Source organism: Acinetobacter sp. YH12041 (assembly GCF_013419975.1).
In the GTDB taxonomy this organism is placed as follows: Bacteria; Pseudomonadota; Gammaproteobacteria; order Pseudomonadales; family Moraxellaceae; genus Acinetobacter.
In genome coordinates this window covers 97,532-123,708 of sequence record NZ_VOZC01000008.1, presented here as the reverse complement: position 1 = coordinate 123,708, position 26,177 = coordinate 97,532, and the positions used below count along the sequence as shown (strand labels likewise).

At 42.0% G+C, this 26,177-nt stretch carries 22 protein-coding genes; 11 read left to right on the top strand and 11 right to left on the bottom strand.

Annotation, left to right across the window (positions count from 1 at the left end):
- Positions 1-41: 41 nt before the first annotated feature.
- Positions 42-1,538 carry an NAD(P)/FAD-dependent oxidoreductase gene (locus FTU00_RS09085; protein ID WP_180179598.1) on the bottom strand — a complete coding sequence of 499 codons (1,497 nt, stop codon included), beginning with the start codon at positions 1,536-1,538 and terminating at the stop codon, positions 42-44.
- A gap of 144 nt (positions 1,539-1,682) precedes the next feature.
- Between FTU00_RS09085 and FTU00_RS09080 the strand changes: the two genes are divergently transcribed.
- The 5 genes from FTU00_RS09080 to FTU00_RS09060 all read left to right on the top strand — a co-directional run bounded on the left by FTU00_RS09080 (position 1,683) and on the right by FTU00_RS09060 (position 9,116).
- Positions 1,683-2,690 (top strand): AraC family transcriptional regulator, encoded by a 1,008-nt coding sequence (locus FTU00_RS09080; RefSeq protein ID WP_180068789.1) that lies wholly within the window; start codon positions 1,683-1,685, stop codon positions 2,688-2,690.
- A gap of 83 nt (positions 2,691-2,773) precedes the next feature.
- Positions 2,774-3,925 carry a cell division protein ZapE gene (gene zapE / locus FTU00_RS09075; RefSeq protein ID WP_104425963.1) on the top strand — a complete coding sequence of 384 codons (1,152 nt, stop codon included), beginning with the start codon at positions 2,774-2,776 and terminating at the stop codon, positions 3,923-3,925.
- 363 nt (positions 3,926-4,288) lie between these two features.
- Positions 4,289-6,454, top strand: a complete 2,166-nt coding sequence (locus FTU00_RS09070) for a malate synthase G (protein ID WP_180179577.1) — start codon at positions 4,289-4,291, stop codon at positions 6,452-6,454.
- Positions 6,455-6,918: 464 nt separating this feature from the next.
- Positions 6,919-8,361 carry an aldehyde dehydrogenase family protein gene (locus FTU00_RS09065; RefSeq protein WP_180179576.1) on the top strand — a complete coding sequence of 481 codons (1,443 nt, stop codon included), beginning with the start codon at positions 6,919-6,921 and terminating at the stop codon, positions 8,359-8,361.
- A gap of 92 nt (positions 8,362-8,453) precedes the next feature.
- On the top strand, positions 8,454-9,116 hold the full coding sequence (locus FTU00_RS09060; RefSeq protein ID WP_180033503.1) for an SOS response-associated peptidase family protein: 663 nt from the start codon (positions 8,454-8,456) through the stop codon (positions 9,114-9,116).
- A gap of 83 nt (positions 9,117-9,199) precedes the next feature.
- On the opposite strand, the gene FTU00_RS09055 is transcribed toward FTU00_RS09060, so the two are convergent.
- On the bottom strand, positions 9,200-9,664 hold the full coding sequence (locus FTU00_RS09055) for a MarR family winged helix-turn-helix transcriptional regulator (protein WP_179992445.1): 465 nt from the start codon (positions 9,662-9,664) through the stop codon (positions 9,200-9,202).
- A gap of 960 nt (positions 9,665-10,624) precedes the next feature.
- Here FTU00_RS09055 and FTU00_RS09050 point away from each other — a divergent pair.
- Entirely contained in the window at positions 10,625-12,148 is a 1,524-nt protein-coding gene (locus tag FTU00_RS09050) for a TerC family protein (RefSeq protein WP_004783960.1), read from the top strand.
- Positions 12,149-12,625: 477 nt separating this feature from the next.
- Here the strand turns inward: FTU00_RS09050 and thiM are convergent, their stop codons facing one another.
- The 3 genes from thiM to FTU00_RS09035 form a co-directional block, all read right to left on the bottom strand.
- Positions 12,626-13,459, bottom strand: coding sequence for a hydroxyethylthiazole kinase (thiM, locus tag FTU00_RS09045; protein WP_166135031.1), 834 nt, complete (start codon positions 13,457-13,459; stop codon positions 12,626-12,628).
- 39 nt (positions 13,460-13,498) lie between these two features.
- Complete coding sequence (locus FTU00_RS09040; RefSeq protein WP_179992448.1) at positions 13,499-14,659, bottom strand: hypothetical protein; 1,161 nt, start codon at positions 14,657-14,659, stop codon at positions 13,499-13,501.
- A gap of 168 nt (positions 14,660-14,827) precedes the next feature.
- A complete protein-coding gene (locus FTU00_RS09035) occupies positions 14,828-15,085 on the bottom strand; it encodes a hypothetical protein (protein ID WP_004783954.1) in 258 nt (85 codons plus the stop codon).
- A 681-nt stretch (positions 15,086-15,766) separates the two neighbouring features.
- Here FTU00_RS09035 and pepN point away from each other — a divergent pair.
- Together pepN and FTU00_RS09025 are read left to right on the top strand one after the other, a co-directional pair.
- The gene (gene pepN, locus FTU00_RS09030; RefSeq protein ID WP_125279011.1) at positions 15,767-18,376 is read left to right on the top strand and encodes an aminopeptidase N; all 2,610 of its coding nucleotides are present in this window, start codon (positions 15,767-15,769) and stop codon (positions 18,374-18,376) included.
- 209 nt (positions 18,377-18,585) lie between these two features.
- Positions 18,586-18,795: a hypothetical protein gene (locus FTU00_RS09025; protein ID WP_180179575.1), complete on the top strand. Its 210-nt coding sequence runs from the start codon at positions 18,586-18,588 to the stop codon at positions 18,793-18,795.
- Positions 18,796-18,836: 41 nt separating this feature from the next.
- Here FTU00_RS09025 and FTU00_RS09020 read toward each other — a convergent pair whose 3' ends face one another.
- Positions 18,837-19,283 carry a universal stress protein gene (locus FTU00_RS09020; RefSeq protein ID WP_104425970.1) on the bottom strand — a complete coding sequence of 149 codons (447 nt, stop codon included), beginning with the start codon at positions 19,281-19,283 and terminating at the stop codon, positions 18,837-18,839.
- Positions 19,284-19,408: 125 nt separating this feature from the next.
- A complete protein-coding gene (locus FTU00_RS09015; protein WP_125279008.1) occupies positions 19,409-19,852 on the bottom strand; it encodes a universal stress protein in 444 nt (147 codons plus the stop codon).
- 276 nt (positions 19,853-20,128) lie between these two features.
- On the opposite strand from FTU00_RS09015, the gene FTU00_RS09010 reads away from it, so the two are divergent.
- Both FTU00_RS09010 and FTU00_RS09005 read left to right on the top strand, forming a co-directional pair.
- On the top strand, positions 20,129-21,133 hold the full coding sequence (locus tag FTU00_RS09010) for an alpha/beta hydrolase (protein WP_180179574.1): 1,005 nt from the start codon (positions 20,129-20,131) through the stop codon (positions 21,131-21,133).
- Positions 21,134-21,199: 66 nt separating this feature from the next.
- Positions 21,200-21,544 (top strand): SMR family transporter, encoded by a 345-nt coding sequence (locus FTU00_RS09005; protein ID WP_180179573.1) that lies wholly within the window; start codon positions 21,200-21,202, stop codon positions 21,542-21,544.
- A gap of 37 nt (positions 21,545-21,581) precedes the next feature.
- On the opposite strand, the gene FTU00_RS09000 is transcribed toward FTU00_RS09005, so the two are convergent.
- The 4 genes from FTU00_RS09000 to FTU00_RS08985 all read right to left on the bottom strand — a co-directional run bounded on the left by FTU00_RS09000 (position 21,582) and on the right by FTU00_RS08985 (position 25,561).
- Complete coding sequence (locus tag FTU00_RS09000) at positions 21,582-22,757, bottom strand: benzoate/H(+) symporter BenE family transporter (protein WP_180179572.1); 1,176 nt, start codon at positions 22,755-22,757, stop codon at positions 21,582-21,584.
- Between the two features lie 110 nt (positions 22,758-22,867).
- The gene (leuE, locus tag FTU00_RS08995) at positions 22,868-23,527 is read right to left on the bottom strand and encodes a leucine efflux protein LeuE (RefSeq protein WP_180179571.1); all 660 of its coding nucleotides are present in this window, start codon (positions 23,525-23,527) and stop codon (positions 22,868-22,870) included.
- Between the two features lie 82 nt (positions 23,528-23,609).
- On the bottom strand, positions 23,610-24,581 hold the full coding sequence (gene tal, locus FTU00_RS08990) for a transaldolase (protein ID WP_180179570.1): 972 nt from the start codon (positions 24,579-24,581) through the stop codon (positions 23,610-23,612).
- Positions 24,582-24,670: 89 nt separating this feature from the next.
- The gene (locus tag FTU00_RS08985) at positions 24,671-25,561 is read right to left on the bottom strand and encodes a LysR family transcriptional regulator (protein ID WP_180179569.1); all 891 of its coding nucleotides are present in this window, start codon (positions 25,559-25,561) and stop codon (positions 24,671-24,673) included.
- A gap of 94 nt (positions 25,562-25,655) precedes the next feature.
- Here FTU00_RS08985 and aceI point away from each other — a divergent pair, with 94 nt between their 5' ends.
- Positions 25,656-26,087 carry a chlorhexidine efflux PACE transporter AceI gene (aceI, locus tag FTU00_RS08980; protein WP_004783926.1) on the top strand — a complete coding sequence of 144 codons (432 nt, stop codon included), beginning with the start codon at positions 25,656-25,658 and terminating at the stop codon, positions 26,085-26,087.
- Positions 26,088-26,177: the final 90 nt, after the last annotated feature.

Here is a 26,177-nt window from a genome sequence, read left to right as displayed (position 1 = left end):
CTTTATTATGCCATCGCTAGCACTATGTATGTGAAGGGCTTTTAACTGGCTTTATTTAAAAAATAGTAATCTGCCGCATTAAGGGTTTTGATTTTGAGCCAGTATTTCCAGGTATAGGTAGGCCATAAGGCAAAATTTTTCCCACCTTCCTGTTGATACCAGCTGACACAGCCAGATTGCCAGACCGTATTGTCCAGCATATGTTGGACATCCTGATTGAATTTTTCCTGTACCTGATCTTTGACCACAATTGCATCACTATGTGATTGATCCACTAGAGCGATCATTTGCAGGATATAACTTACTTGGGCTTCAATCATGAAAAGCACTGAGTTATGTGCCAGCACAGTATTCGGTCCTAATAGCTGGAACAGATTCGGAAAACCTTTCACACAGATTTCATAATAGCTTTCGGCACCATCTTTCCAGACATCATTTAAGTGAATGCCATTCAAGCCAGTGCAATCAAAATTTTTCAGATAAATTCTAGGATCAGTAATAAATCCGGTACCGTAGATCAGGCAGTCAATCGGACGTTCTTTACCATCTGCTGTAATAATACTGTTTTCGGTCACTTCACGAATGCCTTCAGTAACCAGTTCCACATTTTTACGGTTAAAGGTGGGGAAATATTGATTAGACACCAGAATCCGTTTACAGCCCATGATGTAGCCTGGAGTTAACTTCTTGGCAGTTTCCTTGTCCTTGACCTGATAGCGAATATAAGCTTCTGCGAGTTTCTGAGCATATTTCATGACAGTTGGTTTTACGATAGGCACCACACGCGATTCATTGGACCAGTACAGCCGAATCCGGTGTAATTTGCGGAACCATTCATATTTGGAAAACAGCTTTTTTTCCAGGTCATGATATAAGCGTTCATCCCGTGGAATGACCCAAGCCGCAGTACGTTGCAAGACATAGAGCTGTTTGCATTCGGGTGCAATTTCAGGGATATATTGAATTGCACTGCCACCTGTCCCAATCGATGCGACATTTTTCCCCTTGAGATCATAATGATAATCCCAATGAGAAGAATGAAAGATTTTACCCTTAAATTTTTCAATGCCCGTAATATGGGGAATTTGAGGAACATGTAAAGGGCCAGAGGCAAATACTACAAACTGGGCTTCCAGAATGCTTTGATCCTGCAGATGGATCTGCCATAAGCATCGGTCTTGCTGGTAATGAACCCCAAGTACTTCGGTATTCAGCCGAGCAAAAGCCCGAAGATTATAATCACTGACTAAATCTTGAATATAGCTAAAAATTTCCGGTGCTTCGGCATAGCGTTTTGACCAGTCAGTTTTGGGGGCAAAAGAAAGGGAATACATGTGTGATTGCACATCACAGGCCGCTCCCGGATACTGATTATCGCGCCAGGTTCCACCAAAATCACTATCTTTTTCTATAATAATAAAATCATGGATGCCTTGCTGCTGTAAACGTATTGCCATCGCTATCCCGCCAAAACCGGCACCGATAATGGCCACTTTGGTATAAGGATGGGTGTGGGTAGGGCTTGTATTGTCCAGTATCTTCGCATTCCTTGCTTATTTTAATAATGGATAATTATCTTGATTTATTAACTGGCTATTAGATATAAAATTGATCTAAACGGCAATAGCCGACTGCTTATTTTTATAGTACAACTAGAGCTATCACATTGTATTTGTATGGTTATGAAACGTTCTGTTCTCAGTCTGATGTATCTGATCCAGGGCATGCGCAAGGCTGGCATAGAGGTCGATCAAAAACTGCAAAATATCGGCTTGCGTGTTGATGCGCTTGATCCGACTTCAATTATTCACCCAAGCGTGGAATATGATGTGCTCAAGGTGGTGGGTCAGGATATCCAGCCAGAACAGGGTTTATTGATCGGCCAGCATTATGCTTTGGCAGGTTATGGGCCTTTGCTGATGTTGCTGGTGACCAGTCCAACCGTACGTGATGCGATGCATCAGGTGATTCGTTTTCAGCAATTGACGCATCTTACCGGTCAGTTGGGAGTGGAGCAAAGTGAGTACCGCAGTGCGCTTTGCTATTATCCCAAGAAAACGGAAGATCATCTGGGAATGCTGGTCGCGCAAGCTGAGATTTCAGGTACTTTCAAGTTCATTCGCGATATTTACAAGATGATGGGTTTGTCCAAGCCTGACTTGCAGATTGAACTGCCTTTCGCCGCACCGGAACAACCTGCTACCCAGAAAATCTATCATGATTATTATGGAACACAGGTACAGTTTGGTGCTGCAAGAGCTGCATTCTGGTTTGATGAGGCTATTCTGGATATCCGGATTCCTTCAGCAGATGCGGAGACCTTTGCAGTCTATGAAGCAAAGTGTCTGGCTGAACTGGAACGTCTGGCGGAAGATGCGGATGTCCCGACTGTGGTACAGCGAGTACAGGACTATCTGGAGCTGCAAACCGGTTTGATGCCGAGTATGGCTGAAACGGCTCAGGCTCTGAATATTCCAGAACGTACTTTACGCCATCAATTACAGCAGTTCGATACCAGTTATAAACAGATTCGCGAAGAGATTATTAAAGATAAAGCTTTGCGACTCATTGAATATAAACAGTATTCGATTGAAATGATTGCAGAGTTATTGGGTTATTCCGAACCGGCTGCTTTTAACCATGCCTTTAAGCGCTGGTTTGGGCAAAGTCCTCGGCAATATATAAAATAGCCTAAGTTAGTTAATGCCAAAGTGTTATAGTGTGCGTTCTAAACTCCGCTATAATTAAACAGATCCTGAATAGTACGAAACCTATGTCCGATTTTAATTCACAGCACAGCACCGCTTTTAGTCCGATCTCTCCTGCAGAACGTTATGCACAGGCTTTGTCTTCAGGACAGTTTATGCCTGATGATGCACAGGCCATGGCAGTACATGAGCTAAATCGTACCTGGCTGGAATTAATTCAGCGCTTTAAAGCGTCTAAGAAAGCCTTTCGCCGTTTCCGCCGTCAGACTTCGCCGAAGGGTGTATACATGTGGGGCGGAGTAGGTCGTGGCAAGACCTGGCTCATGGATCAGTTTTATGAGTCGATTCCATTTCGCCGCAAAACCCGTATGCACTTTCACCATTTTATGCAGCATGTGCATCGTGAGTTAAACAAGCTTTCAGGTCAGCGTAATCCGCTGGATCTCGTAGCGGATCAGATTTATAAAGATGCTGTGGTGATCTGCTTTGATGAATTTTTTGTATCTAACGTGACAGATGCCATGATCCTGAGCGATCTGTTCCAGAAGCTGTTTGAACGTGGCATTACGCTAGTAGCGACTTCGAACATTGCACCGGATGGTTTATATAAAAACGGGATTCACCGTGACCGTTTTCTGCCAACCATTGAAATGGTCAAGAAAAACTGTGTCATTCTGAATGTAGATGCTGGTGTGGATTACCGTTTACGTGTCTTAAAGCAGGCGCAATTATTCAAATATCCACTAACGCATGATAATAAAAACTGGTTGGCACATCGCTATACCGCACTGACTCAAACCCAAACCTCTTCTCAAGAACCAATCATCATCAATAACCGCATTGTTGAAACTGTTGCACATACTGAAGATGTGTTGTGGTGTGAGTTCTCTGAACTATGCCTAAAACCGCGTAGTCCGGCTGACTTCATTGAAATTGCGAATATTTACAATACGGTATTGGTCAGCAATGTGCCGCATTTAACCGATTTCCTAAATGATGCCACACGCCGTTTTATTTATCTGGTCGATGAATTTTATGACCGTGGAGTCAAATTACTGCTAACTTCAGAAGATAATATTATTGATCTTTATAAAGGTGAGCGACTGGCTTTCGAAATTGAACGGACCCGTTCACGTTTGCTAGAGATGCAATCAGATGAATATCTGCATTCAGAACATCGCCAGATCGAGAAAATAGCTTCAAGTGAGCCTGAATAAATACAACAAGCGCTGGTCATGACCGGCGCTTTTTTATGCATTCCATTGCGTCAAAGATCGACAAGCTCAGCCAAACATGGCTTAATCTTGATCTAAATATGACCTTGTATAAAAAGAACGGACAACTTTTATTCAAAAATCTGAACTTAAGTCTAATTTCTACATTTCAAAAACTTTATACACTGTCATGAGGGTATTTAGCAGGATGATATTGCATCGTGTGAGACATCATTTAATAAGGATATGAGGGTATTCTTATTGGAAAAATGCTCATTATTTTACGGTGTGATAGTACTATTCAGCTAGATTTTAATCGGTATACTAGAATCTCTTGTATAAAAAGTAGCAATATCAGGAAAGACAATGACTGCACGTATTCAAAAAGGCAAGTTAGCGATTGCTAAAGAACTTTACGATTTTATCGAAAATGAAGCACTACCAGGTTCTGGTTTGGACAGCGAAACATACTGGAAGAACTTTGAACAAGTCGTTGTTGATCTTAGCCCTAAAAACAAAGCACTTTTGGCTAAGCGTGATGATATTCAAGCTAAAATTGATGAATGGCATCGCAATAACACATTTGAATTACAAGCTTACAAAGCTTTCTTGACTGAAATTGGCTACTTATTACCAGAAGTAGAAGATTTCCAGATCAGCACTGAAAATGTAGACGAAGAGATTGCCCTATTGGCTGGCCCACAGCTGGTAGTTCCAGTACGTAATGCACGTTACTGCCTGAACGCAGCGAATGCACGCTGGGGTTCTTTATACGACGCTTTATACGGCTTCGACGTGATCTCTGAAGAAGATGGTGCTGAAAAAGGTAAAGGCTATAACCCGAAACGTGGTGAGAAAGTAATTGCATTCGCGAAAAACTTCTTAAATGAAACATTCCTGCTGGCACAAGGTTCACATGCTGATGCAACCAAATATGCAGTTGAAGGTAATGCGCTGGTTGTAACGCTGAAAGACGGTTCTACCACAACTGTTGCGGATAGCTCTAAATTCGTTGGTTACAATGGCGAAGCTTCTGCACCGACTGAAATCGTACTGAAAAATAATGGCCTGCATGCAATCATCCAGATTGATGCAAACAGCCCAATTGGCCAAACAGATGCAGCAGGCGTAAAAGACGTTGTGCTTGAAGCAGCTGTAACGACGATTCAGGACTTGGAAGACTCTGTTGCAGCAGTTGATGCTGAAGAAAAAGTAGAAGGTTACCGTAACTGGTTAGGCTTGATGAAAGGTACACTTGAAGAGTCTATCGAAAAAAATGGCAAGACCATTACCCGTAAACTCAATGCTGACCGTACTTTCAAAAATGTTGAAGGCGGTGAGACCAAGGTTCATGGCCGTTCATTGATGCTGCTTCGTAACGTTGGTCACTTGATGACAAACCCGGCGATCCTTGTAGATGGCGAAGAAATTTATGAAGGCATTATGGATGCATTGGTAACTCCATTGCTTTCTGTGGCTGATATCCGTGGTGAGAACACGATCAAGAACTCACGTACCGGTTCTATGTACATCGTTAAGCCAAAAATGCACGGTCCGGAAGAAGTTGCATTTGCGGTTGAACTGTTTGAACGTGCTGAACAGGCGCTTGGCTTACCTGCGAAAACGCTGAAAATTGGTATCATGGATGAAGAGCGTCGTACTTCAGTTAACCTGAAAAACTGTATTGCTCAGGCAAAAGACCGTACCATCTTCATTAACACCGGTTTCATGGATCGTACAGGTGATGAAATCCATACCTTCATGGAAGCAGGTCCATTTGTTCGTAAAGGCGAAATCAAAGGCCAAAAATGGTTCCCAGCTTACGAAAACCGTAACGTCATGGTAGGTCTACAAACAGGTCTACGTGGTAAAGCACAGATTGGTAAAGGCATGTGGCCAAAACCAGACATGCTGTTAGACATGTACAAAACCAAGACTGAACATCCTGAAGCAGGTGCAAGCTGTGCATGGGTTCCATCTCCAACAGGTGCAGTGATTCACGCGATTCACTACCACCAAATTAACGTGGCAAACCGTCAGCAAGAATTGCTTGCAACTGAAGCGTTGCCTTTAGATGATTTGTTGACTCCACCTCTTGCAACTGATACTAGCTGGTCTGAAGAAGAGAAACTGAAAGAACTGGAAAATAACTGTCAAGGTATCTTGGGTTATGTCGTTCGTTGGGTTGATCTGGGTGTAGGTTGTTCTAAAGTTCCAGACATCAATGATGTGGGCTTGATGGAAGACCGTGCAACTTTACGTATTTCTTCTCAGCATGTTGCCAACTGGTTACGTCATGGAATTGTAACGCGTGAACAGGTTGAAGAAGTAATGCAACGCATGGCGAAAATTGTGGATGAGCAAAATGCGAATGATCCACTGTACAAGCCAATGGCTGCTGATTTTGACAATAGTATTGCATTCCAGGCTGCTTCTGACCTGATCTTCAAAGGTGGTGAACAGCCATCAGGTTATACAGAGCCGCTTCTACACGCAGCACGTTTAAAACTTAAAGGTTATACAGGTGACTAATCCTGTAACTTGAAAAAAGCCTCTTCGGAGGCTTTTTTTATTGCTCTTAAAAAAGATCTAAGGATAAAAATGTTCTTTTGGAAGGTAAACTAACTGACTGAACACCTAAAACAGAACAATGTCACAGAAGAAAACTTTAATAATAATTATCTGTTAAACAGTAGCTTTATATCTGCCAGTCGGTATTCCTATGAGCGTTTACAGCTCCTCATGCTGGGTAGTTGTAGAGCTTTGGATCATGACATTTAAGACTCAATTTAATTCTCAATTTTTAATTTCTAAGAATCGTATTTTGGCTGATGTACTGGAAGATTTAAACTGCGATAAAAGAGAATCATGCATCAGTAAGTTCCACTTACTTATAAAGCTAAAGATAAAAGCGTAACAATTCGTCGCTGTCATTTCCATCCTGAAATGGCTCTGCTAAAGTAAAAGCAAATCAATAAATTGCAGGGAAGAACAGCATGGCATATCAAAATTTGGATCAGCAGTTTATTGCGGGTCAGTGGCAACCTGGCCGTTCCCAGAAAATGATTCAGAATTTGAATCCTTATACTCAAGATACGATTTTTACTTTGCAGGCTGCCAGTACAGCAGATGTTGATGCGGCTTATGCGGCAGCTGATAAAGCCTTTCAACAGGGTGCTATTAAATCAGTTGAGTTAAGACAGCAAATCCTGCAAAAACTACAACAGGTGATTCAGGCACGCCAAGATGAAATTATTGACTGGTTAATTCTTGAGTCTGGAAGTACCCGTTTTAAAGCTGGTCTGGAAGTTGGCGCTGCTTTATCTATTATTCAGGAAAGTCAAAAATTTCCAGAACAGATCAAGACTGAACAGTTGGAGAGCAAAGATCCACAACGTAAAAGTCTGGTACTGCGTAAACCCTTGGGTGTGATTGGCGTCATTAGCCCATGGAATTTTCCATTTCATTTATCCATGCGTTCGGTAGCAACAGCGATTGCCTGTGGAAATAGTGTGGTACTCAAGCCAGCAAGTGATACACCAGTGACAGGTGGAACCTTATTAGGCAAATTGTTTGAAGAAGCTGGTTTACCCGCAGGTGTGCTCAATGTGGTTTCAGGTGCAGGCAGTGAAATCGGTGATTATTTTGTCGAACATCAGATTCCAAAAATGATCTCATTCACGGGTTCTACTGAAGTGGGTCAGAATGTAGGAAGCAAAGCCTTAGCCAGCCCTCGAATTAAACGTCTGGCACTGGAACTGGGCGGAAATGCACCACTGGTGATTCTGGATGATGCTGATCTTGATCTGGCAGTAGAACTGACAATCATGGGGCGCTTTATGCATCAGGGGCAAATCTGTATGAGCACCAATCGGGTCATTGTTGATGCATCCATCCATGATGCCTATGTGGAAAAGCTTTTAGAGCGAGTGAAAACTGTTGCTGTGGGTGATCCAAATCTGGAAGAGACCATCATTGGGCCGATCATCAATCAGAGTCAGGTCAAAAAACATCAGCAGATTATTCAGAGTGCAAAAGAGCAGGGTGCAGAGCTGGTATATGAAGGGGGTATAGAAGGTAATCTGGTCTATCCACATATCTTTACTGGGGTAGCACCTGAATCTCCACTGGCTCAGGAAGAAAGTTTTGGACCGATTCTGCCAGTACTGAAAGCTCGTGATGAAGCACATGCCTTAAAGCTGGCCAATGATACCCGTTTTGGCTTATCCAGTGCGGTTTGTACTTCGAATATTGAACGTGGTATCAGTTTTACAGAACAGCTGGATATCGGTATGACTCATATCAATGGTATTAGTGTGGCAGATCAGGCTAATGCTCCGTTTGGGGGAGAGAAAAACTCTGGGCTTGGGCGTTTTAATGGACGCTGGATTTTTGAGGAATTCACCCGTACTCACTGGCTGACTGTACCCAATGAATAATATTAAATGATAGAAACTTATCCATAATCCATACAGGTTTAAGCTTGGCATCAAGCTATAATCAGAACATCAAGTGATCTGTCTGATTAAGCATGTGTGCCAACTTTAAGCCTTTAACTTCACAGCAAATACATGATCTGGGCTTGCCGGAAATTCCCTTTGAATATCCGGAAGAAGTCTATCCGAATTATGCTACCCCCTTGTTATTTCAATCTGATCAAGGTCTGGAATGGCGCTCGGTTAACTTTGGCTTTATTCCCAAATGGGCAGAGGATAAAACGATTGGGACAAAAACCTACAATGCCAGAAATGAAACTTTGCTGCAAAAACCAACCTTTGTAGAAGCGACAGTCAAATGCAAGTTTGGGGTAATTCCCGTCTCGGAATTTTATGAGTCAAAGTATTTTGATAATAAACCACAGCGCTGGGGCGTCAGACGCAAGGATGGAAAAGCGACCTTTATTGCGGCACTCTATGAAATTGCACGGGTGCAGGATGAAATTGTACGTTCGGCCAGTATGATTACGATGGATGCAATAGACCATCCCATGATGAAAGAGTTTCATGAGCCGGGAAATATTAAACGTTCAGTCATTGTGATTCCGCATGAACGTTTACATGAATGGCTGAATCTCACACAACCGGATATTCGCAGCTTTGTACAGGGATTTCCAGTAGAGGAGTTCGAATGTTCACATGTACCAAAAGAAAGAATCAAAAAAGCCAGTCCACAGCTGAACTTTTTTGATTCCTAAAACCTAGAAAGCAATGGCGGATCGTTAATTATTATAAAAGGTGTTATTGATCTCGCCAGCTAAATTCAAAATTGAAAAAATACTTAACGAGCCAAGTTTTTAAAGATATGGCGTAAGCTTTCCATAGTTTTTTCAATTTGTAATGGGGTTAGCCCTTCAAATGACTGTTCCAGTACAACATTGGTCAGGTCATTAATTTTATGTGTCATTTCCATTCCTTTTTCAGTCAGCACGACACGGGTAATACGAGCATCGTCTTCACAGGAATAGGTTTCAACCAGACCTTCATCTTTTAAGCGATAAACGATCTTGGTGGTTGTCGACATTTTAGATACGACCATTTCTGACAGGTCAGAAACGCTGGCATGTGGTTTGGCTTTAAGAGCAAGCAAGATACGGCGACGTGAATTATCGACACCATACTTTTTTAGTGCATGATCTACATTTAGGACATATTGGGCATGGACTTGAGTCACCCAGTAGTATGGAAAGTTTTCTAAATTAAAGTCTTCTGCACAAGGTAAAAATTTTGCATATTTTTTAGTCATGAAATGTTCCTTTTATTTATTTTTCTAGGGCACTGACATTTTATGTAAAAGTTTATACATGTTTCAACCTTTATTTTTAAAATGTTAACGAGATTGCATTTGTTAGATCTTCTTAACATCAAAAAATCAGGCGATTTACTTGTTGTAGCTCAATCGGGGCAAATTGTAACTGTCTTTATCCAGATGAATGGCATTGATATGACATGCAAATCTTAAGGCTCCAGATTAGGTTTAGAGTCTAAATAAGAGCTGGGTTGGCAAACCATATGGATAAATGGCCGACCTGCGCATATCTTACTTTTGGTGAGTATGCGGAAATACAATTCAAAATCGATGCTGTTTAAATGAATGCTCTGATACATTTTTAATCTGTAGCACGATGCAGATGCGGATTTCTCAAATCTGACCGAAAGCTAGAGCGAGTACATTTAAATTGGTCACCCATCTAATAAAACCGTTTTGGATGAGAAACTTATGCATCTTTTTGATCTCACGACTAACTATTCATAACGTGTATGAACCATTTTAATAAAAAAATCCATATTTAAAATATGTCTTTAGATAAGTGGATTTAATGGACTTAGTCGGATAGTGGATGATTCAATATTTTATGATGTATGATTAGATATGAATATTAAGAGAAACAGTAATTTATATCTCAGGCTTCTATCAGTTAGATTTAATGGGCTTAGGGTCAAAAAGAAGCCTAAATTTTCTTTAATTTGTAATGAGTTATGTAGAACATAACAGATTCAGGCCAATGATTTGAAAATTAAAAGATTTTAGAATGAGGAGAGGCAAAGCGGTGCAACAGTTTTTCATAAATTTTATTGTTCAAAAATCATAAGTTTATGCATAATAGATACATCTTAAGTCGAAAAGGTTAAATTAAATGGATCCCTCGCCGTGCGTTGATCTTCCATATTCGTTGCTTACATACTCAAATGGGATGGTGTTCTAATGGAATTTTTATTAGATCCCGGAATTTGGGTTGGTTTAATTACTCTTATTATTCTCGAAATCGTTTTAGGTATTGATAACCTAGTCTTTATTGCCATTCTGGCTGAGAAACTTCCCCCTGAACAGCGTGATAAGGCCCGTGTGATCGGTCTATCCTTAGCCTTGCTGATGCGTTTAGGTCTGTTGTTCGCGATCTCTTGGTTAGTCACCTTGACTCAACCGCTTATTCAATTATTTAACTGGACTTTCTCTGGACGGGATTTGATTCTGCTCTTTGGTGGTTTATTCCTGCTCTATAAAGCCGTTACCGAACTTCATGAAAAAATTGAAGGTAAGCCTGAAATACAGGTCACGACCAAGGTGGCATATGCGGGCTTTACAGCAGTTGTGGCCCAGATTGTCATTTTGGATGCCGTATTTTCACTGGACTCGGTGATTACCGCCGTAGGTATGGTTGATAATATCTATGTCATGATGGCGGCCATGATTATCGCGATGGCCGTGATGTTACTGGCGTCTAAACCATTGACTAACTTTGTGAATCGTCATCCTACGGTCGTGATTCTATGTTTGAGCTTCCTGTTACTGATCGGGATCAGCCTAATGGCAGAAGGTTTTGGTTTCCATATTCCGAAAGGCTACATCTATTCTGGTATTGGCGTTGCAATTGCAGTTGAAGCCTTTAACCAGTTTAGTCAGCGCAATGCTGCGAAACATGAAGCCAAGATTCCGTTGCGTCATCGCACTGCTAACAGTATTCTCCAACTGATGGGCGCTAAGCTTGAAACCACCAGTACTACTCAGCATGAAGCACAGGAAACCTTTGCGGATGAAGAACGCTATATGATTGGCGGAGTATTGACCCTGGCAGAACGCTCTGTAGCATCAATCATGACTCCACGAAGTCAGATTTCCTGGGTCGATCTGGAGGATAGTCCGGAACAAATCCGTGAAAAAATCCTGTCTGTACCCCACAGCCTGTTTCCGGTTTGTCGGGGCAGTCTGGATAAGGTGATTACCATCGTTCGTGCCAAAGAGCTGTTAGATGTACTGGATGAACCGGAAGAGTTAAAAGCTTTGATCAAGCGTCATCGCCCTATCTATATCTTTGAAAGAATGAAGGTGATTGACGCGATTAATACCTTACGTACCTCAAAAGGCTCTCTGGTGCTGGTGAGCGATGAATTTGGTCATGTACAAGGTCTGATTTCACCGCTAGATGTGTTTGAGGCAATTGCCGGTGAATTCCCGGATGCCGATGAGCAGCTGGATCTGGTCAAAGTTGATGATACACACTGGATTGCATCTGGTATGCTGGATTTGTACCAGTTAGAACTTGAGCTCGGTATGCTGGATCTGATTGATGAAGATGCAGGCTATATCAGTGTTGCCGGTCTGATTCTGGATAAAACCAATAGTGTGGTCGAGGTAGGCACTGAACTGAACTACCAAGGTATTCAATTCAAGGTAATGGAAATCGAAAATAACCGGATTAAATCGGTGAGTATCCATTATCAGGGTTAATCGCCTGTCTTGATTATTTTTTTGAGTCAGTTGCTTAAGGGCAACTGACTTTTTTATTGAATATTATTTATGACTTAGATATTAATGCTCACCTAAGCTTATTCTTCAGGCTAAATGGAGTATTGAATATTTCGGAAGCCAAGAATGCGTAATAGGTTTTACAGGTTTAGAAGTAATAAATCTTACTGAAGTATCAAAATCCAGACATGCTTTATTTAGAATTATTAAACAAATTTAAATAAAGTTTAAAAATAAGTGTGAATTTGACTAAGTGGTAAAATATATATTTCACGTAATTTTGAAAGATATTAGTCAAATTCGAGATACAAAAGCTCATCCAAAGCTTACACAATACTCAGCTTGAGCGCTTGAAAAATTATTTTTGCCAGATTAGGGCTGAATTTAATTATCTAAAAAATAAGTTGAATAGTGTAATAGGGTGTTCCATGTGTTCATTATAAAACACCCGACTGATGCTTAATCCGCCAAAATCCGAAAGTCTGCATATTGACGGATCGTTTCTATATTCAATTGATGGATCTCATCGGTAAATGCAGCATTAAACTGGCCTAAGGTCGGTGCTTTGGCAAAAGCCAATTGACCGGCGATTGCAAAATGAACATGAGCAGAGAGCGCTGCGATCGCAGGAGAACTTACTGCACTATACGCTGCAATCAGGGCCCCTAGCGCACATCCAGTTGCTGTGACGCGCGGCTGTAAATATGAACCGCCTAAAACCTGAATCACCGGATAATCTCTGGAAATGATGTAATCAGACTCACCTGAAATAGCGATACATTCACATTGTTCCAGTAAGGCCTGCGCCTGTAGATAGACTTCTGAGCTATCGACAGTGCTATTGACGCCTTTGGACTCAATATTTTTCCCTGCCAAAGCACCAATTTCTGAAGCATTCCCCCGTAAAATTGTGGGTTGATAGGTCATGAGCTGATCCACAACACCTGAACGCCAATGCAGTACATTTCCATAACCAACAGGATCTAGTACCCATGACTTTTGGATACTGTGTGCTGTTTTAGCAGCGATCTGCATCGCCTCGACCTGTTCGGTAGTCGGCGTTCCCAAATTTAAACTGAGTGCTCCAGCAATTTTGACAAAGCTCTCTGCTTCAAAAGGATTATCAATCATAGCGGGCGAAGCATTCGCAGCCAGCAAGATATTGGCCACATAATTGCTGGCCACCGCATTGGTCATCACATGCACCAAGGGTTGCTGCTCTTGAAGCAATGACCAGGCTTCACAGATCTGATCGAAAAGAGTATTTTGTAATTGTTGCACGGAAGTATTCATCATCCTGATCTTTCAAATATGAATAGGGCTGCTAAATGCTTAGCGGGTAAAATAATGGTCTTGATGTTTGCAGTTACGGCATAACAGGCTGACATAATCGCTGGCATCATATTCAACAGTAAGCTCTTGTGAGCCGCAATGCATACAGCGTTTTTGTGAATAAAATTTCAGGCGTGGTTCAATCTTTTGCCATGAACGCCAGACCGGTTGGAAGAAAATATTTTCATCATAACCCAGGAAGCGGAAAAACAGGATGCTGCTCATTTTGCTCAAAGGCAATTGCGGTGGGCGAGGTAGAATTGAGGTTTCCCATTTTTCATTCACTGAACGTTCCCGATATTGCTGTAGGGTCTTTTTCAGTAAATTGGTATTAATGAAATTTTCATTTCGTGGTTTTAAAGCTTTCTGCTGATACAGATATTCGAGGGCCGATTGCACGAGATAATAAATCTGTCCCACAGCCAAAACATCGAGCAGGCGATAGCAGAAAGCCTGAAAACTTTGATTGCCCGCAATCTGGATACCCCAGCTACGGCAATAGAACTGAGCGAATTGAATGACTTCCTGATACAACAAGCAATACAGTGCATCTTTGACTTCATCCGCACTTTTAAAAGGTACGCCTTTGCTCAGATTTTCATAGAACCAGTAACGCAATTGCTGGGTAATACTAAACAGGCTTGGCTCAGAATAGCCATCCAGACGTACATTAATATAGTACTGCTGATTCTCTTGTTGAATATCTCTAGGAACTAGAATCTGGTCTTTCAGCAGATTTTTGACCAGACCATGCTGATACAGGTAATTCGGGCTGATGGAATAATATTTAATGGCATGCCAGTCAATATATTCCTGATGCTGGCTATGTTCCTGAACCTGTTCATCCAGAATCGAGAGCAGAAACAGTTTATTAATAAAGCTGAGCTGATTGAGCTCATATTCATGCCGATCCTGTTTTTTATGAAATTTCCGGTTTTCCTGTAAACGGACTTCTTTCAGCATACGTTTACGCTGAGCCAGACACTGATCGCAATAACAGTTATGTTTCTGGTCGGTATAGAGCTGATGCTGGCAGTGGCTGCATTCATGATAAGTAATGTCCTGATCATACTGTTCTGCCTCGATCCAGTACATGGAAGCCTTACATAGTGGGCACTGCGTACTTTCATCAAGCTGTTTTTGCAGAACGTTGAATACCATGATTGCGCACAACTCCAGAATAAAGAGAAACTGCGATTATACACAGCTCATCAAAGTCACGCGTCATTTGAGAATATTTTTAATGCTGCAGATTTCAGGACAGGATAGCCTTTAAACGAACAGAGCTACCGAAGTAGCCCTGTATTCAAGAAAACTGGATCATCGTTTTTAAACGGGGCAGGGTAATGTTTCGTCTTCCTCTCCTTGATGTTTCGCTTGAATCAACGCCTGCACTTTTTTGGATGGAACCTTTTTGGCACCAAGTGCATCATAAGTATTCAGAATCGCACTAACCTCATGCGCTTGTAGCTGAACGCCTTCAGAACTCATGAACAGGGCAATAACTTTATGATCAATATTGGCCTGATCCAGAACCTGAAGTGTTTTAAGATTTTCAATCCGTACCACATGCTGTTTTAAATACATAGCTCACCTCAATTTCTTTGTTGTCGTTATTCTTGGATTTTTGCGCTTGGAGAAAACACACTTAGACTGTAGCAAAAACCATGCTCATTTTTTAATCAATATTTCGGAATTGCTATTAATCATAAATTATATATTTTTAAATCAAGCACATAAGAAAATGTAAAAAAATATGATATTAGCCGAAAACTTGGCATATATCTTTCTTTGAATCCTGCCATTGCTGTTGGGTGATGCAAAATGCATTCAAACTGGTGCATGTCATTTGTGCATTTAAAATGAAATTTGGAACGCAGATTAACCAGAACTTAATCTTTTAGAAGTCAGGTTTTGCAGCGCCCAGCATCTAAATTAGATATAAGGTTGTCCTGAACCCAGGCAGTAATTTTTCATATTGGAATAATACTTTGCATGTGCAGGAATCATGCATAGAGGAATCATACAGTGCAGATGAAAGCTTTTTTTATTTTATCTTTAAGTTGTTTTAGAGATGGGGATTTTAGATATCGGGCAAATATAAGGCGATTATCGTATATTTTGATGTAGCTCAATTGAAAAGATCAGTAATTATTCCCATATACAATACAAATGAAACGCACAGACAGGTTCAAGATCAAGGCGTATGATCAATGCATTGACAATCTTTTGCCTTAGAAGCTGTGCAATAAAGGATCAGGACATTATATGAATATCGCGGCGAATCCGGTGATCGAAGCAGATCAAACCATTTATTTAAAAGACTATCAAAAACCTTCTTTTGTTGTAGATTCAATCGACCTGAATATTCAAGTCTATGACGATCATACGCTGGTCAGCAGCAAACTGGAGATGCAGCGCCAAACAGCAGGTGATCTGGTATTGCTTGGTCGTGACCTGGAACTGCAATCGATCCAGTTAAATGGTCAGCCACTAAATGCATCAGATTATATTTTGGATGCTGAGCAACTGGTGATTAGCAATGCTCCAGATCAGGCGACTATTGAAACAGTGGTCAAGATTCATCCAGAAAGCAATACCATGCTGGAAGGTCTGTATCAGGCCAGTTCAGATTTATTCGTAACTCAGAACGAACCGGAAGGTTTCCGTAAAATTACGTTCTATCCAGACCGCCCAGATGTATTGTCTGTATTTACCACTCGTGTCGAAGCTGACAAAAAGTATCCGGTTCTACTGGCTAACGGTAACCTGATCGAAACCGGCGAAGTGGATGAAAACCGTCACTATGCACTTTGGCAAGATCCAACCAAAAAACCAAGCTATTTATTTGCCTGCGTGATTGGTGATCTGGCAGTGATGAAAGATCGCTATACCACATCAGAGGGTCGTGATGTCGCACTGGAAATCTATGCCGAAGAAAAAGACATTCCAAAATGCAAAATCGCGATGGAAGCCTTAAAGCATTCCATGCGTTGGGATGAAGAACATTATGGCCTGCCATATGACCTTGATAATTACATGATCGTAGCAACCAGCGCATTTAACATGGGTGCGATGGAAAACAAAGGTCTGAATATCTTCAATACCTCATGCGTATTGGCTGATGAAGAATATACAACTGATGCTGCCATCATGCGTGTGCAGTCCGTGATTGCCCATGAATATTTCCATAACTGGACAGGTAACCGGATTACCTGCCGTGACTGGTTCCAGCTGTGTCTGAAAGAAGGTTTGACCGTATTCCGTGATCAGTCTTTCTCGGAAGATCTACAGTCTGCTGCCGTACAGCGTATTGATGATGTTGCAGTCCTGAAAGCGCATCAGTTCCCGGAAGATTCTGGCCCTTTATCGCATCCACCGCGTCCGGATCATTTTGTAGAAATTAATAACTTCTATACGGCGACCGTGTATGAAAAAGGTGCAGAAATTAACCGTATGATGGCGACTTTGCTCGGTAAAGAAAAATTCCGTCAAGGTACAGATGAGTATTTCCGCCGTCATGATGGTCAGGCCGTAACGGTTGAAGACTGGGTGGCTGCCTTGACTGCCGGTTCAGGGGTAGATTTATCGAACTTCCTGACTTGGTATAACCAGCCAGGTACACCGAAACTGGTCGCAAAAGGTGAGTATGATGCAGATGCACAAACTTATCGTCTTAGCTTTAAGCAAAGCCTGAAAGCTCATCCGAAATATCCGAATCTGAAAGCTGTTCCGATTCCAGTGGCTTTGGCCTTGTTTGATGCGAATACCGGTGAGCAGCTGAGCCTGAACTCTGATGCCTTATTTGAAAATGGCGTCAAAGATGGGGTATATCTGTTTGATCAAGATGAAGCGACCATCGAGTTTAGCGGTATAACCAGCAAGCCGATTGTTTCTTTACTGCGTAACTTCTCTGCACCCGTTGATCTTCATTTTGATTACTCTGAACAAGAACTGGCGTTCCTGTTGCAATATGAAACCAATGGTTTTAACCAGTGGCAAGCGACCCAGACTTTATTAGAACGCATTCTGCTGGATGATCAACCTTCTGAAATCTATATCGAGGCAATGCTGAATACCTTACCTGATCTGATTCAAAAAGATCCGCTATTGGCTTCACGCTTATTTGATGTACCGGCAGAAGGTTACTTGGGTAGCCGGATTGATACAGACTACAATCCGGCCATGATCCAAGAAAAACGTGATGCCTTGCTGCATAAATTGGCACGTGCTTTTGGAGCAACAGCTAAAGAAATCTATCTGAGTCTGGATCCTGAACTGCAGTCAGATTTTTCTCAGGCGATGGGTGTGCGTGCACTGAAAAATATCATGCTAATGCTGATTGCACGTCAAGGTGATGAAAGTGCATTTGAACTGGCAGGGCAGCAATACCAAAACACAGGCAATATGTCTGAACGTTTGGGTGCCTTGCGTGTTCTGGTATGGAATGATGCGCCTCAAGCCAAAGCATTCCTGGATGATTTCTATAACCGCTTTAAAGATGAAGCACTGGCACTGGATCAATGGTTCATGCTGCAAGCAGCTCATCCAAAAGCGACTGCAGAAACAATTAAAGCACTCACTGAGCATGCGGATTATGACTTGAAAGTGCCAAACCGTATCCGTGCGGTGAGTGGCGGTCTGAATGCCAATCCGGTCAATACCTGGAGCTTTGGTGTACAGCATTATATCGAGCTGGCGAAATATCTGGATCAGAAAAACCCGATTGTCGGTTCACGTCTGCTTCAGGTGCTTTCACGCTGGTATACCCTGATTGAACCACAACGCAGTGAAGTCAAAGCACAACTTGAAGCTTTAAAACCACAGGTGAAATCGAAAAATGTCTCAGAGACATTGAACAGCATGTTAAGCGTATAAGATCGTTATGTAAAAAGCCGGATCAACTGATCCGGCTTTTTATTATTGACTTATTTTAAATGGTGAATTTAAGCGCATTTAAAATACTATAATGTGAAATCAGTCACATAAAAGGTTTACAGTAAGAGGCTAGACAGGAAAGTAAAACTATACTTTTCTATTAAACATGAAGAAATCTTCAAATTGATATACTAGAGGTCTTATTCAAGATGTTAGTGAAAATCGAAGATAGTTTTTATTTAAATACTCGGCATATTATTGCGGTTCATGTCAGCAGAAATGCTGCGACTGGTCTGTTTGAAATCTCCCTTCAATATACACCGCATTCTATTCAGCAAGCTGGAGAATACAAAAAAGTATTTAATAGCCAGCTGGATGCTGAACTCTTCCTGAACGAACTGAATCAAAAAGTTCGCTAAAAAAAGCCTGCATCGCAGGCTTTTTTGTTGTCTGGGTTACGTTAAGGTCTCACAATCAATACCGGAATCTCGGACTGGGAAAGGACATTCTGTGCCACGCTGCCCAGCATCAGTTTTTGCAGACCTTTACGGCCATGTGATCCCATGATAATCAGATCGGTCGGAACTTCCTGCGCTGCCTGAAGAATTCCTTCAGAAGGTGCCATACCATGAATGATCTTGGTCGTGACTTGTGTACCATCATGCACAAAATTTGCCTTAATCTCATTTAAAAGATCCAGTGCATGTTGTTCTGCCTGCATGAAATAGTCAGTGACTGCGGGAGCAACCTTATAAAAGTCCACGCCTTTAAATGGGTCTACAGCAATAATACTGACCAATGTCACCTTACTATTAAAAGCTTTGGCCAGCTCACGGGCATGTTCAGCTGCAGCATAGGACATCGAGGATTCATCGAGTGCGACAAGAATATGTTCATAGTTTTGCATGGTGCTTCCTCATTTTTAGAATATGCAGTGAAATGATCATTTAGAAAATGGAGGTTTACTGTAGAAGGGTTCAGACAGAAACACTGCCTGAAAAAATTGCGCACCTTGAAGATGCGCAAATCAGATTATTTTTTAACGATTAACACCGGAATTTGACTGGCGCCAAGAACATCCTGTGCAAAGCTGCCCAGAATCATTTTCTGGAAGCCTTTACGGCCGTGTGAACCCATGACGATTAGATCAGCCTGGGTTTCCTCTGCAGTCTCAGCAATATGTTCGGCATTCACCAGGCCAGTCACAATGCGGGAATCTGCTTCTATACCTTCACTGCCTGCAATTGCAGTGGCTTCTTTTAGGGCATTTTTTGCATTGGCATGAGCCTGAGCAAAATACTCTTTCATAATCGTTGAACTGTAGTAGAAGTCAGCTTCAGTAAAAGGGTCTTCTGCAATCAGGCTAATCAGGGAAAGTTTACTGCCAAATGCCTTGGCAATTTTGGCTGCATGTCGAACTGCAGAAAAGGAAATATCTGAACCGTCTACTGGGACTAAAATATGTTGGTAAGCCATGATTTTTCTCCGCATGTTGTGTGTTTTTTACGCTCTGATTTATTGATAGCACAGTGCACCCATGGGTGCAATTGCAAAAAGCTGAAAAATGGCAAAAAATATTTAAATTACAGATATTTTTCACATAAAAGCAGAGATTTGATGAAAGAAAAAACAGAGTAAAAAACTAGGAATTCAGGTTTTATTGATCAAAAATAACAGGATAAATGACGCTGTTTTTCTGGGGATGGTTTAAACTGCCTAGGCTTATTTTTTGGCTGATCTAGGGGGAAGGTTTTGAGGTTCTTTGTCATTCATTTATTGCTGCTCTGTTCAATTATTCTGGCAGGCTGTCAAAATACTGTACAAAATAGTCGGGTCATTGCCGGTGCTTTTAATTTGACCACAGGGATGCAGCAAAAGGTGATGGATCGCTATGCACCAGGTTCGGTCATCGTGCATCAGAATATGGTCTATGAACCGCAGAAAAAGCTCTCTCTGGATCTGTATCAACCACAAAATATCGAAAATATCGGCCCGCAACCAACCATTGTGTGGATTCATGGTGGTGGCTGGATTTCTGGTTCCAAAGAACATGCCCGGGGTTATTTTAAACTTCTGGCTGCGCAAGGTTATAATGTGGTATCGGTCCAATATCAGTTTGCACCTCAAGCCATTTATCCAAGCCAGTTACATCAGATTGATCAGGCCTTGGAGTTTATTACTCAACATGCAGCCGAATACCAGATTGATGCCGAAAATTTATATCTGGCCGGAGATTCTGCCGGGGCGAATATGGCCAGCCACTATGCTGCACTTTTAACAAATCCCGCCTTTGCCAAACAATCGGATTTTCAACCTTATCTGCAACCTTCCCAGCTTAAAGGTCTGATTCTGCACTGTGGTATTTATGACTTGGAGTCATTCGCCAGTACCGCACCTGATGAAATGAAGATCGTAGAGTGGGGAGTATATAGCCTGATTCAGGCTTATACAGGTGACCGTAAAAATGATACCGAGTTTCTAAAACGTATTTCTCCAATCCAGTATATTACGCCATCTTATCCGCCAGTATTCATTAGCGGGGGCAACAAGGATTTTCTGACCGACACCCAATCCTTGCCTTTTATCAAAGCTTTAAAAGCGCAGCAGGTTCCAGTAACAGAAGTTTTTTATCCCGAATCTAAAGCTTGGCTGATTCATGAATATCAGTTCTTTATGGGCAAGAAAGAAAGTCAGCAGACTTTTATCAAGACGCTGGATTTTTTGCATCAGCTTTCGCCCCTCAACATAAACTTATAAAAAATTTATTTCTTAAGACCATAACTAAGTTTTGGTCTAGGAAAGATAAATTTGGAGAGTGAAAAAATGAATCCTGCAACTTGGGCATATTTTTTGTTGGGTTTGGCCATTATTGCCGAAGTCACTGGCTCTACATTTCTGGTGAAATCTGAAGGCTTTACCCGTTTGTGGCCTTCTTTAGCGGTGGTTGTTTTATTCTGTATCGCCTTTTATTTGCTGTCTCAGGTGATTAAGGTGATTCCTTTAGGCATTGCTTATGCGATCTGGGCCGGTGTCGGGATCATTCTCACGGCCATTGTCGGTTATATTGTATTTAAGCAGGCGTTGGATCTTCCTGCTTTTATTGGTATTGCACTGATTATTTCCGGTGTAGTGGTCATAAATCTGTTTTCTCAAGCAGCAGGGCATTAAAAAAAGATAGACATAAGTCATCTCTACTTTTATAAATTTAAGCCAACTGAGGTTTAAGCTTAAATAGTAAATAAACCATCAAACCAAGCAGTAGGCCCCAGAAAGCAGAACCAATGCCGAAAAACTGGATATTGGATGCACTGAACAGAAAGGTCATCAGTGCGGCTTCCCGGTCATGAGTGTCCTGAAAAGCCAGTGCAATGTTGTGGCCAATGGTACCAAATAGGGCAATGCCAGCCAGAACCGTAATCAGAATACCCGGAAAAGCCATCAATAAGCTGGTCAGGGTTGCAGCGAAGAAACCCATCAGGATATAAAATAGTCCACAGCTCATACCCGCGATATAACGTTTAGCCGGATCAGGATGTGCCTGTGCATCCAGACTGACTGCTGCGCTAATCGCGGCAAGATTAACACTGAAACAGCCAAAGGGAGCGAGTAGTGCCTGAGTGAGGCCCGTCCAGCCTAAAATTGGATTCACCTTGGGTGGATAGCCATAGCTTTTAATCACGGCCAGGCCAGGTAAATATTGTGAAGCCAGATTAATCACCATCAGCGGAAGAGCCAGTCCTAAAATAGCTTGCAGGCTAAATTCTGGTGTGGTCCATACAGGCTGAGCGATGCTCCAGTCCAAATGTGGAAGCGTAAAATCGATAAAGAACGGACAGAGTGCAATTGCAAGCAGCACAGTAATGACAATGCTATAACGGGTACTCAGTTTTTTGGAAATGAGATAAATGGCCAGTACGGTAAGCACAAAGCTCCAGGATTGTTGCAGGCTGCCAAATACCGAAATACCAAATTTCAGCAAGACACCAGCCAGCATGGCACTGGTCAAGCTTTGCGGAATAAACTGAAAAATCCGGTCAAATATTCCGAAAAATCCCAGACAGGCAATCAGGATGCCGCAAATCAGAAAAGCGCCAATCGCTTCGGCTAGACTGTAATGGCCTGCGGAGGCAATAATTAATGCCAGACCGGCTGTCGACCATGCGGTGGAAATCGGATAGCGATATTTCCAGGAAAGCAGCAAGCCGGAAACCCCAATACCTATACCGAGTGCCCATAACCAGGAACTGATTTGCGCTGCATTTGCACCCAGGCTTTGGGCTGCTTCAATGACCAGTACGGCGGATACGCTGATCCCAATCATGCAGGTAATAAAACCCGCCATGATGGCAGGAAAGGAGAGATCTTGTAAAAGTTTAGGCATCATCCATGACACTATTTTTAAATGCGTTTAAATCATACGCTTTTCATATATCAACACAATGTTTTTAACAATTTTTGAAAGCGCTGCTCTTGCCAGAAAGCTGCTAATTTTTAGAAGGTTGAAGTCGCCAGTTTAATTCCGAACCCGCAGAAGAGAATTCCTACTGAAGCAACCCCGCCAGCCGTCAATTTATAATTCTGGTTGAAATAGCTCGCGAGTTTGACCCCGGAAAAGATCAGGATTGAAAGGTAGGTCATGCTGATCAGTTGCAGGATTAAAGCCAAGAGTGCAAAAGTCAGTGCCGGATAAGGGTAAACAGGATCAACAAACTGCACAAAAAAAGACAGGTAGAACAGAATCGCTTTAGGATTTAAAACACTGATTGTTAATGCTGTACGGAAAGGCCGAATCGACTCGACAGTTTCAGAAGTAGCCTTTTTAATCTGAACACGTTGTGACGACTGTTTCGGAAAGAAAGTCTGATAGGCGGCAATGATCAGTTTGATCCCAAGATAACTGAGATAAACAGCACCAATAATTTTCAGGGCAATAAACAGCACGGGAAACGCATGAAGTAGAGAGGCTGCGCCTAGCGCCGTACATAGGATCAGAATCAGGTCACCGGTATAAACCCCTAAGGCACCCATATAACCGGTCTTGATGCCAAAACGAGAGGCAATTGACATGACATAGAGGGAATTCGGCCCCGGCAGTAACACAATTAACGTTGTCCCAATAATAAAGGTCGTTAGATCTGTGATACCAAACACGAAGAACTCGCAAAAATGAAAAAAGCCGATGCGGCATTATAGCAACATCGGCTTAGAGAAATTCTATAAATTCGCTGTGAATTTAGGTGGTGCTCAAAAAACTTTCCTTTAATAAAGCCGCCAGTTGTTCACGGGCTTTGATAAAGCCATCGATACCACCTTGCAGTAATTCACTGGCCATCTGGTCCTGTTTCAGTTGCGCATCAAAATCGGCATGACTGATTGGATTCAGTTCACCTTGAGATTGAATATCTTTGGCTGAAAGCTGAGCCTGAACTTCACGCTGATCATTTTCCAGTTGTTCCAGCAAGTTTGGTGCGACAGTCAGTAGATCACAACCGCTGAGGCCCAGGACCTGTTCAATACTACGGAAGCTTGCCCCCATGATTTCAGTTTTAATCCCATGCGCTTTATAGAATTCATAAATGCGCTTCACTGAGAGTACGCCCGGATCTTTTTCGATCGGATACGACTCAACACCTTCCGCTTTTTTGTACCAGTCTAGAATGCGGCCGACAAAAGGTGAGATTAAAGTCACTTTGGCATCAGCGCAGGCATGAGCCTGATGCTGACCAAATAATAAGGTCAGGTTGGTATGGATACCTTCTTCTTCCAGTGCTTTCGCTGCCTGAATACCTTCCCAGGTTGATGCGATCTTAATCAGGATGCGGTCAGAATTAATTCCATATTGCTCATACAGCGCGAGTAATTCTTTAGCCTTGGCGATGGTCGCTTCAGTATCAAAAGACAGGGAAGCATCCACTTCAGTCGAAACACGACCTTCAATCAGTTTTAAAATTTCAACACCGAATTTGACGGTCAAAATATCAATCGTGCGTTCAATCAGGGCATTATTCACATAGCTTTCTTGCTGGGCTTGTTGAAAAGCAGCTTCAATCAAGGCCTGATTTTCAGGTTGTTTCGCTGCTGCAGTAATCAGAGATGGATTTGTGGTTGCATCCAGAGGGCGAAATTTCTCAATTGCGCTTAAATCACTGCTATCTGCCACAATAGTCGTCAAGTTTTTTAATTGGTTTAATGCAGTTAATGTCATTACGATCTAGTTCTATGGTTATTGCTTATGCATTCTTATATATCATAAATCATCCTCTTACCAAGTAGACTGTCGTTGAATTTCTGTGATTAATGGTCGGTTTTTCGCTGCTGACGCAAGTGATTAATCAAAAAATGAGCAGCTGTACCCAGTCGAGTTTCCCGGCTCCAGACCAGATCGACAAAATATTCAAATTTTGGGGTGAAATCGAGCAGCTGCAAGATCTGTAGCTGCTCCTGCAAATGTAGCTGTTCATTGATCATTTCCAGAGGGAGTACACCCCAGCCCAAACCTTGCTGGATCATGTTACAGGCTGAATGATGATTGTCAGTGCGCCAGTAATTCCGGGAAAAGAGCAGTTCTGGCTTAATGCTACGATCACGACTGGCAACAACAATCTGTCGGTTTTGTAAAATCTGTTCATAGCTGACCTGGTGAAATTGACTTAATGGATGCTGTTTGGCCGCCACAGCAACCAGTACCTCACGCTTTAATTCTATAAACTGTTCACGGGTTTCTAATTGCTCCCGCTCAAACATCAGCGCTAACTGCGCTGAACCTTCAAATAGCATGTGATGAGCATCTTCCTGAGGTGCGCTAAAGACATTAACTTGCAGCGCTGGAAATTCCCGTTCCAGCAAAACGATATAATCAGTCCAGCGGGTATGGAGGAGCTCAGACACCACCACAATATTCAGTTCAGATTCAAGACCTGAACTAAGTGCTAGGGCATGTTGCTTCCATTGGTTGATTTCAACCAAAAGCTGCTCAGTTTTTTCATACAGTACTTTCGCCTGTGCAGTTGGTTTTGGCTCACGGCCAATGCGTTCAAATAGCACCAGATTAAGATCAATTTCCAGATTGGCAATGGACATGCTCACTGCAGAAGGAACCTTACCAAGTTTACGTGCAGCAGCAGAGAAGGAGCCAGTTTCCATGACCAGTTTAAACATCAGCAGCTGTTCTTGATTAATATTCATGCATTCTATCTTTCATTTTTATTGATAGATTCTAACTCGAATAATCAAATTTAAAGAAATAAAATTCTTTTATCTCCTGACTTGATGAACTGAAATGTTAATTTCGAAAAGAAGACTGATTCATGCCACCTTATATGAAGGCATTTTATTGGTGGTGATTGCCATATTACTGAGTACGCTCATGCATATGCCGCTTGAGGTCACAGGCGCTCTCGGAATTGCGATGGCTGTGACTTCAATGTTCTGGAATATGCTGTTTAATCATTATTTTGAAAAGTTTGAAGCCAAACATTGTCTTAAAAGAACAATCAAAGTGCGGATTGCTCATGCGATTGGATTTGAGGGTGGTTTGATGCTGGCCACGATTCCGATGGTAGCTTATGCATTACAGATCAGTCTGGCGCAGGCTTTTCTTCTGGATTTGGCGATGACATTATGTATTCTGGTGTATACCTTTATTTTCCAGTGGTGCTATGACCACCTTGAGGCCAAAATGGGGCTGGAACCAGACTACCGAAAAGCTTAACTTAAGTCTTTACTAGAGTAATCTCAAATGCTTCGCTAATAATATTGCAATAAAAAACCGCTCATAGAGAGCGGTTTTTTTATATGAGGC

What these genes read in the sequence shown, in the direction of transcription:
- FTU00_RS09060 (WP_180033503.1), top strand. Translation starts at nt 8,454, where the DNA reads ATGTGTGCCAACTTTAAGCCTTTAACTTCACAGCAAATACATGATCTG.
- thiM (WP_166135031.1), bottom strand. Translation starts at nt 13,459, where the DNA reads ATGAATACTTCCGTGCAACAATTACAAAATACTCTTTTCGATCAGATC.
- FTU00_RS09040 (WP_179992448.1), bottom strand. Translation starts at nt 14,659, where the DNA reads ATGGTATTCAACGTTCTGCAAAAACAGCTTGATGAAAGTACGCAGTGC.
- FTU00_RS09080 (WP_180068789.1), top strand. Translation starts at nt 1,683, where the DNA reads ATGAAACGTTCTGTTCTCAGTCTGATGTATCTGATCCAGGGCATGCGC.
- FTU00_RS09000 (WP_180179572.1), bottom strand. Translation starts at nt 22,757, where the DNA reads ATGCCTAAACTTTTACAAGATCTCTCCTTTCCTGCCATCATGGCGGGT.
- pepN (WP_125279011.1), top strand. Translation starts at nt 15,767, where the DNA reads ATGAATATCGCGGCGAATCCGGTGATCGAAGCAGATCAAACCATTTAT.
- FTU00_RS09015 (WP_125279008.1), bottom strand. Translation starts at nt 19,852, where the DNA reads ATGGCTTACCAACATATTTTAGTCCCAGTAGACGGTTCAGATATTTCC.
- FTU00_RS09025 (WP_180179575.1), top strand. Translation starts at nt 18,586, where the DNA reads ATGTTAGTGAAAATCGAAGATAGTTTTTATTTAAATACTCGGCATATT.
- FTU00_RS08985 (WP_180179569.1), bottom strand. Translation starts at nt 25,561, where the DNA reads ATGAATATTAATCAAGAACAGCTGCTGATGTTTAAACTGGTCATGGAA.
- FTU00_RS09065 (WP_180179576.1), top strand. Translation starts at nt 6,919, where the DNA reads ATGGCATATCAAAATTTGGATCAGCAGTTTATTGCGGGTCAGTGGCAA.
- FTU00_RS09020 (WP_104425970.1), bottom strand. Translation starts at nt 19,283, where the DNA reads ATGCAAAACTATGAACATATTCTTGTCGCACTCGATGAATCCTCGATG.
- FTU00_RS09055 (WP_179992445.1), bottom strand. Translation starts at nt 9,664, where the DNA reads ATGACTAAAAAATATGCAAAATTTTTACCTTGTGCAGAAGACTTTAAT.
- FTU00_RS09005 (WP_180179573.1), top strand. Translation starts at nt 21,200, where the DNA reads ATGAATCCTGCAACTTGGGCATATTTTTTGTTGGGTTTGGCCATTATT.
- FTU00_RS09070 (WP_180179577.1), top strand. Translation starts at nt 4,289, where the DNA reads ATGACTGCACGTATTCAAAAAGGCAAGTTAGCGATTGCTAAAGAACTT.
- FTU00_RS09035 (WP_004783954.1), bottom strand. Translation starts at nt 15,085, where the DNA reads ATGTATTTAAAACAGCATGTGGTACGGATTGAAAATCTTAAAACACTT.
- FTU00_RS09050 (WP_004783960.1), top strand. Translation starts at nt 10,625, where the DNA reads ATGGAATTTTTATTAGATCCCGGAATTTGGGTTGGTTTAATTACTCTT.
- tal (WP_180179570.1), bottom strand. Translation starts at nt 24,581, where the DNA reads ATGACATTAACTGCATTAAACCAATTAAAAAACTTGACGACTATTGTG.
- aceI (WP_004783926.1), top strand. Translation starts at nt 25,656, where the DNA reads ATGTTAATTTCGAAAAGAAGACTGATTCATGCCACCTTATATGAAGGC.
- zapE (WP_104425963.1), top strand. Translation starts at nt 2,774, where the DNA reads ATGTCCGATTTTAATTCACAGCACAGCACCGCTTTTAGTCCGATCTCT.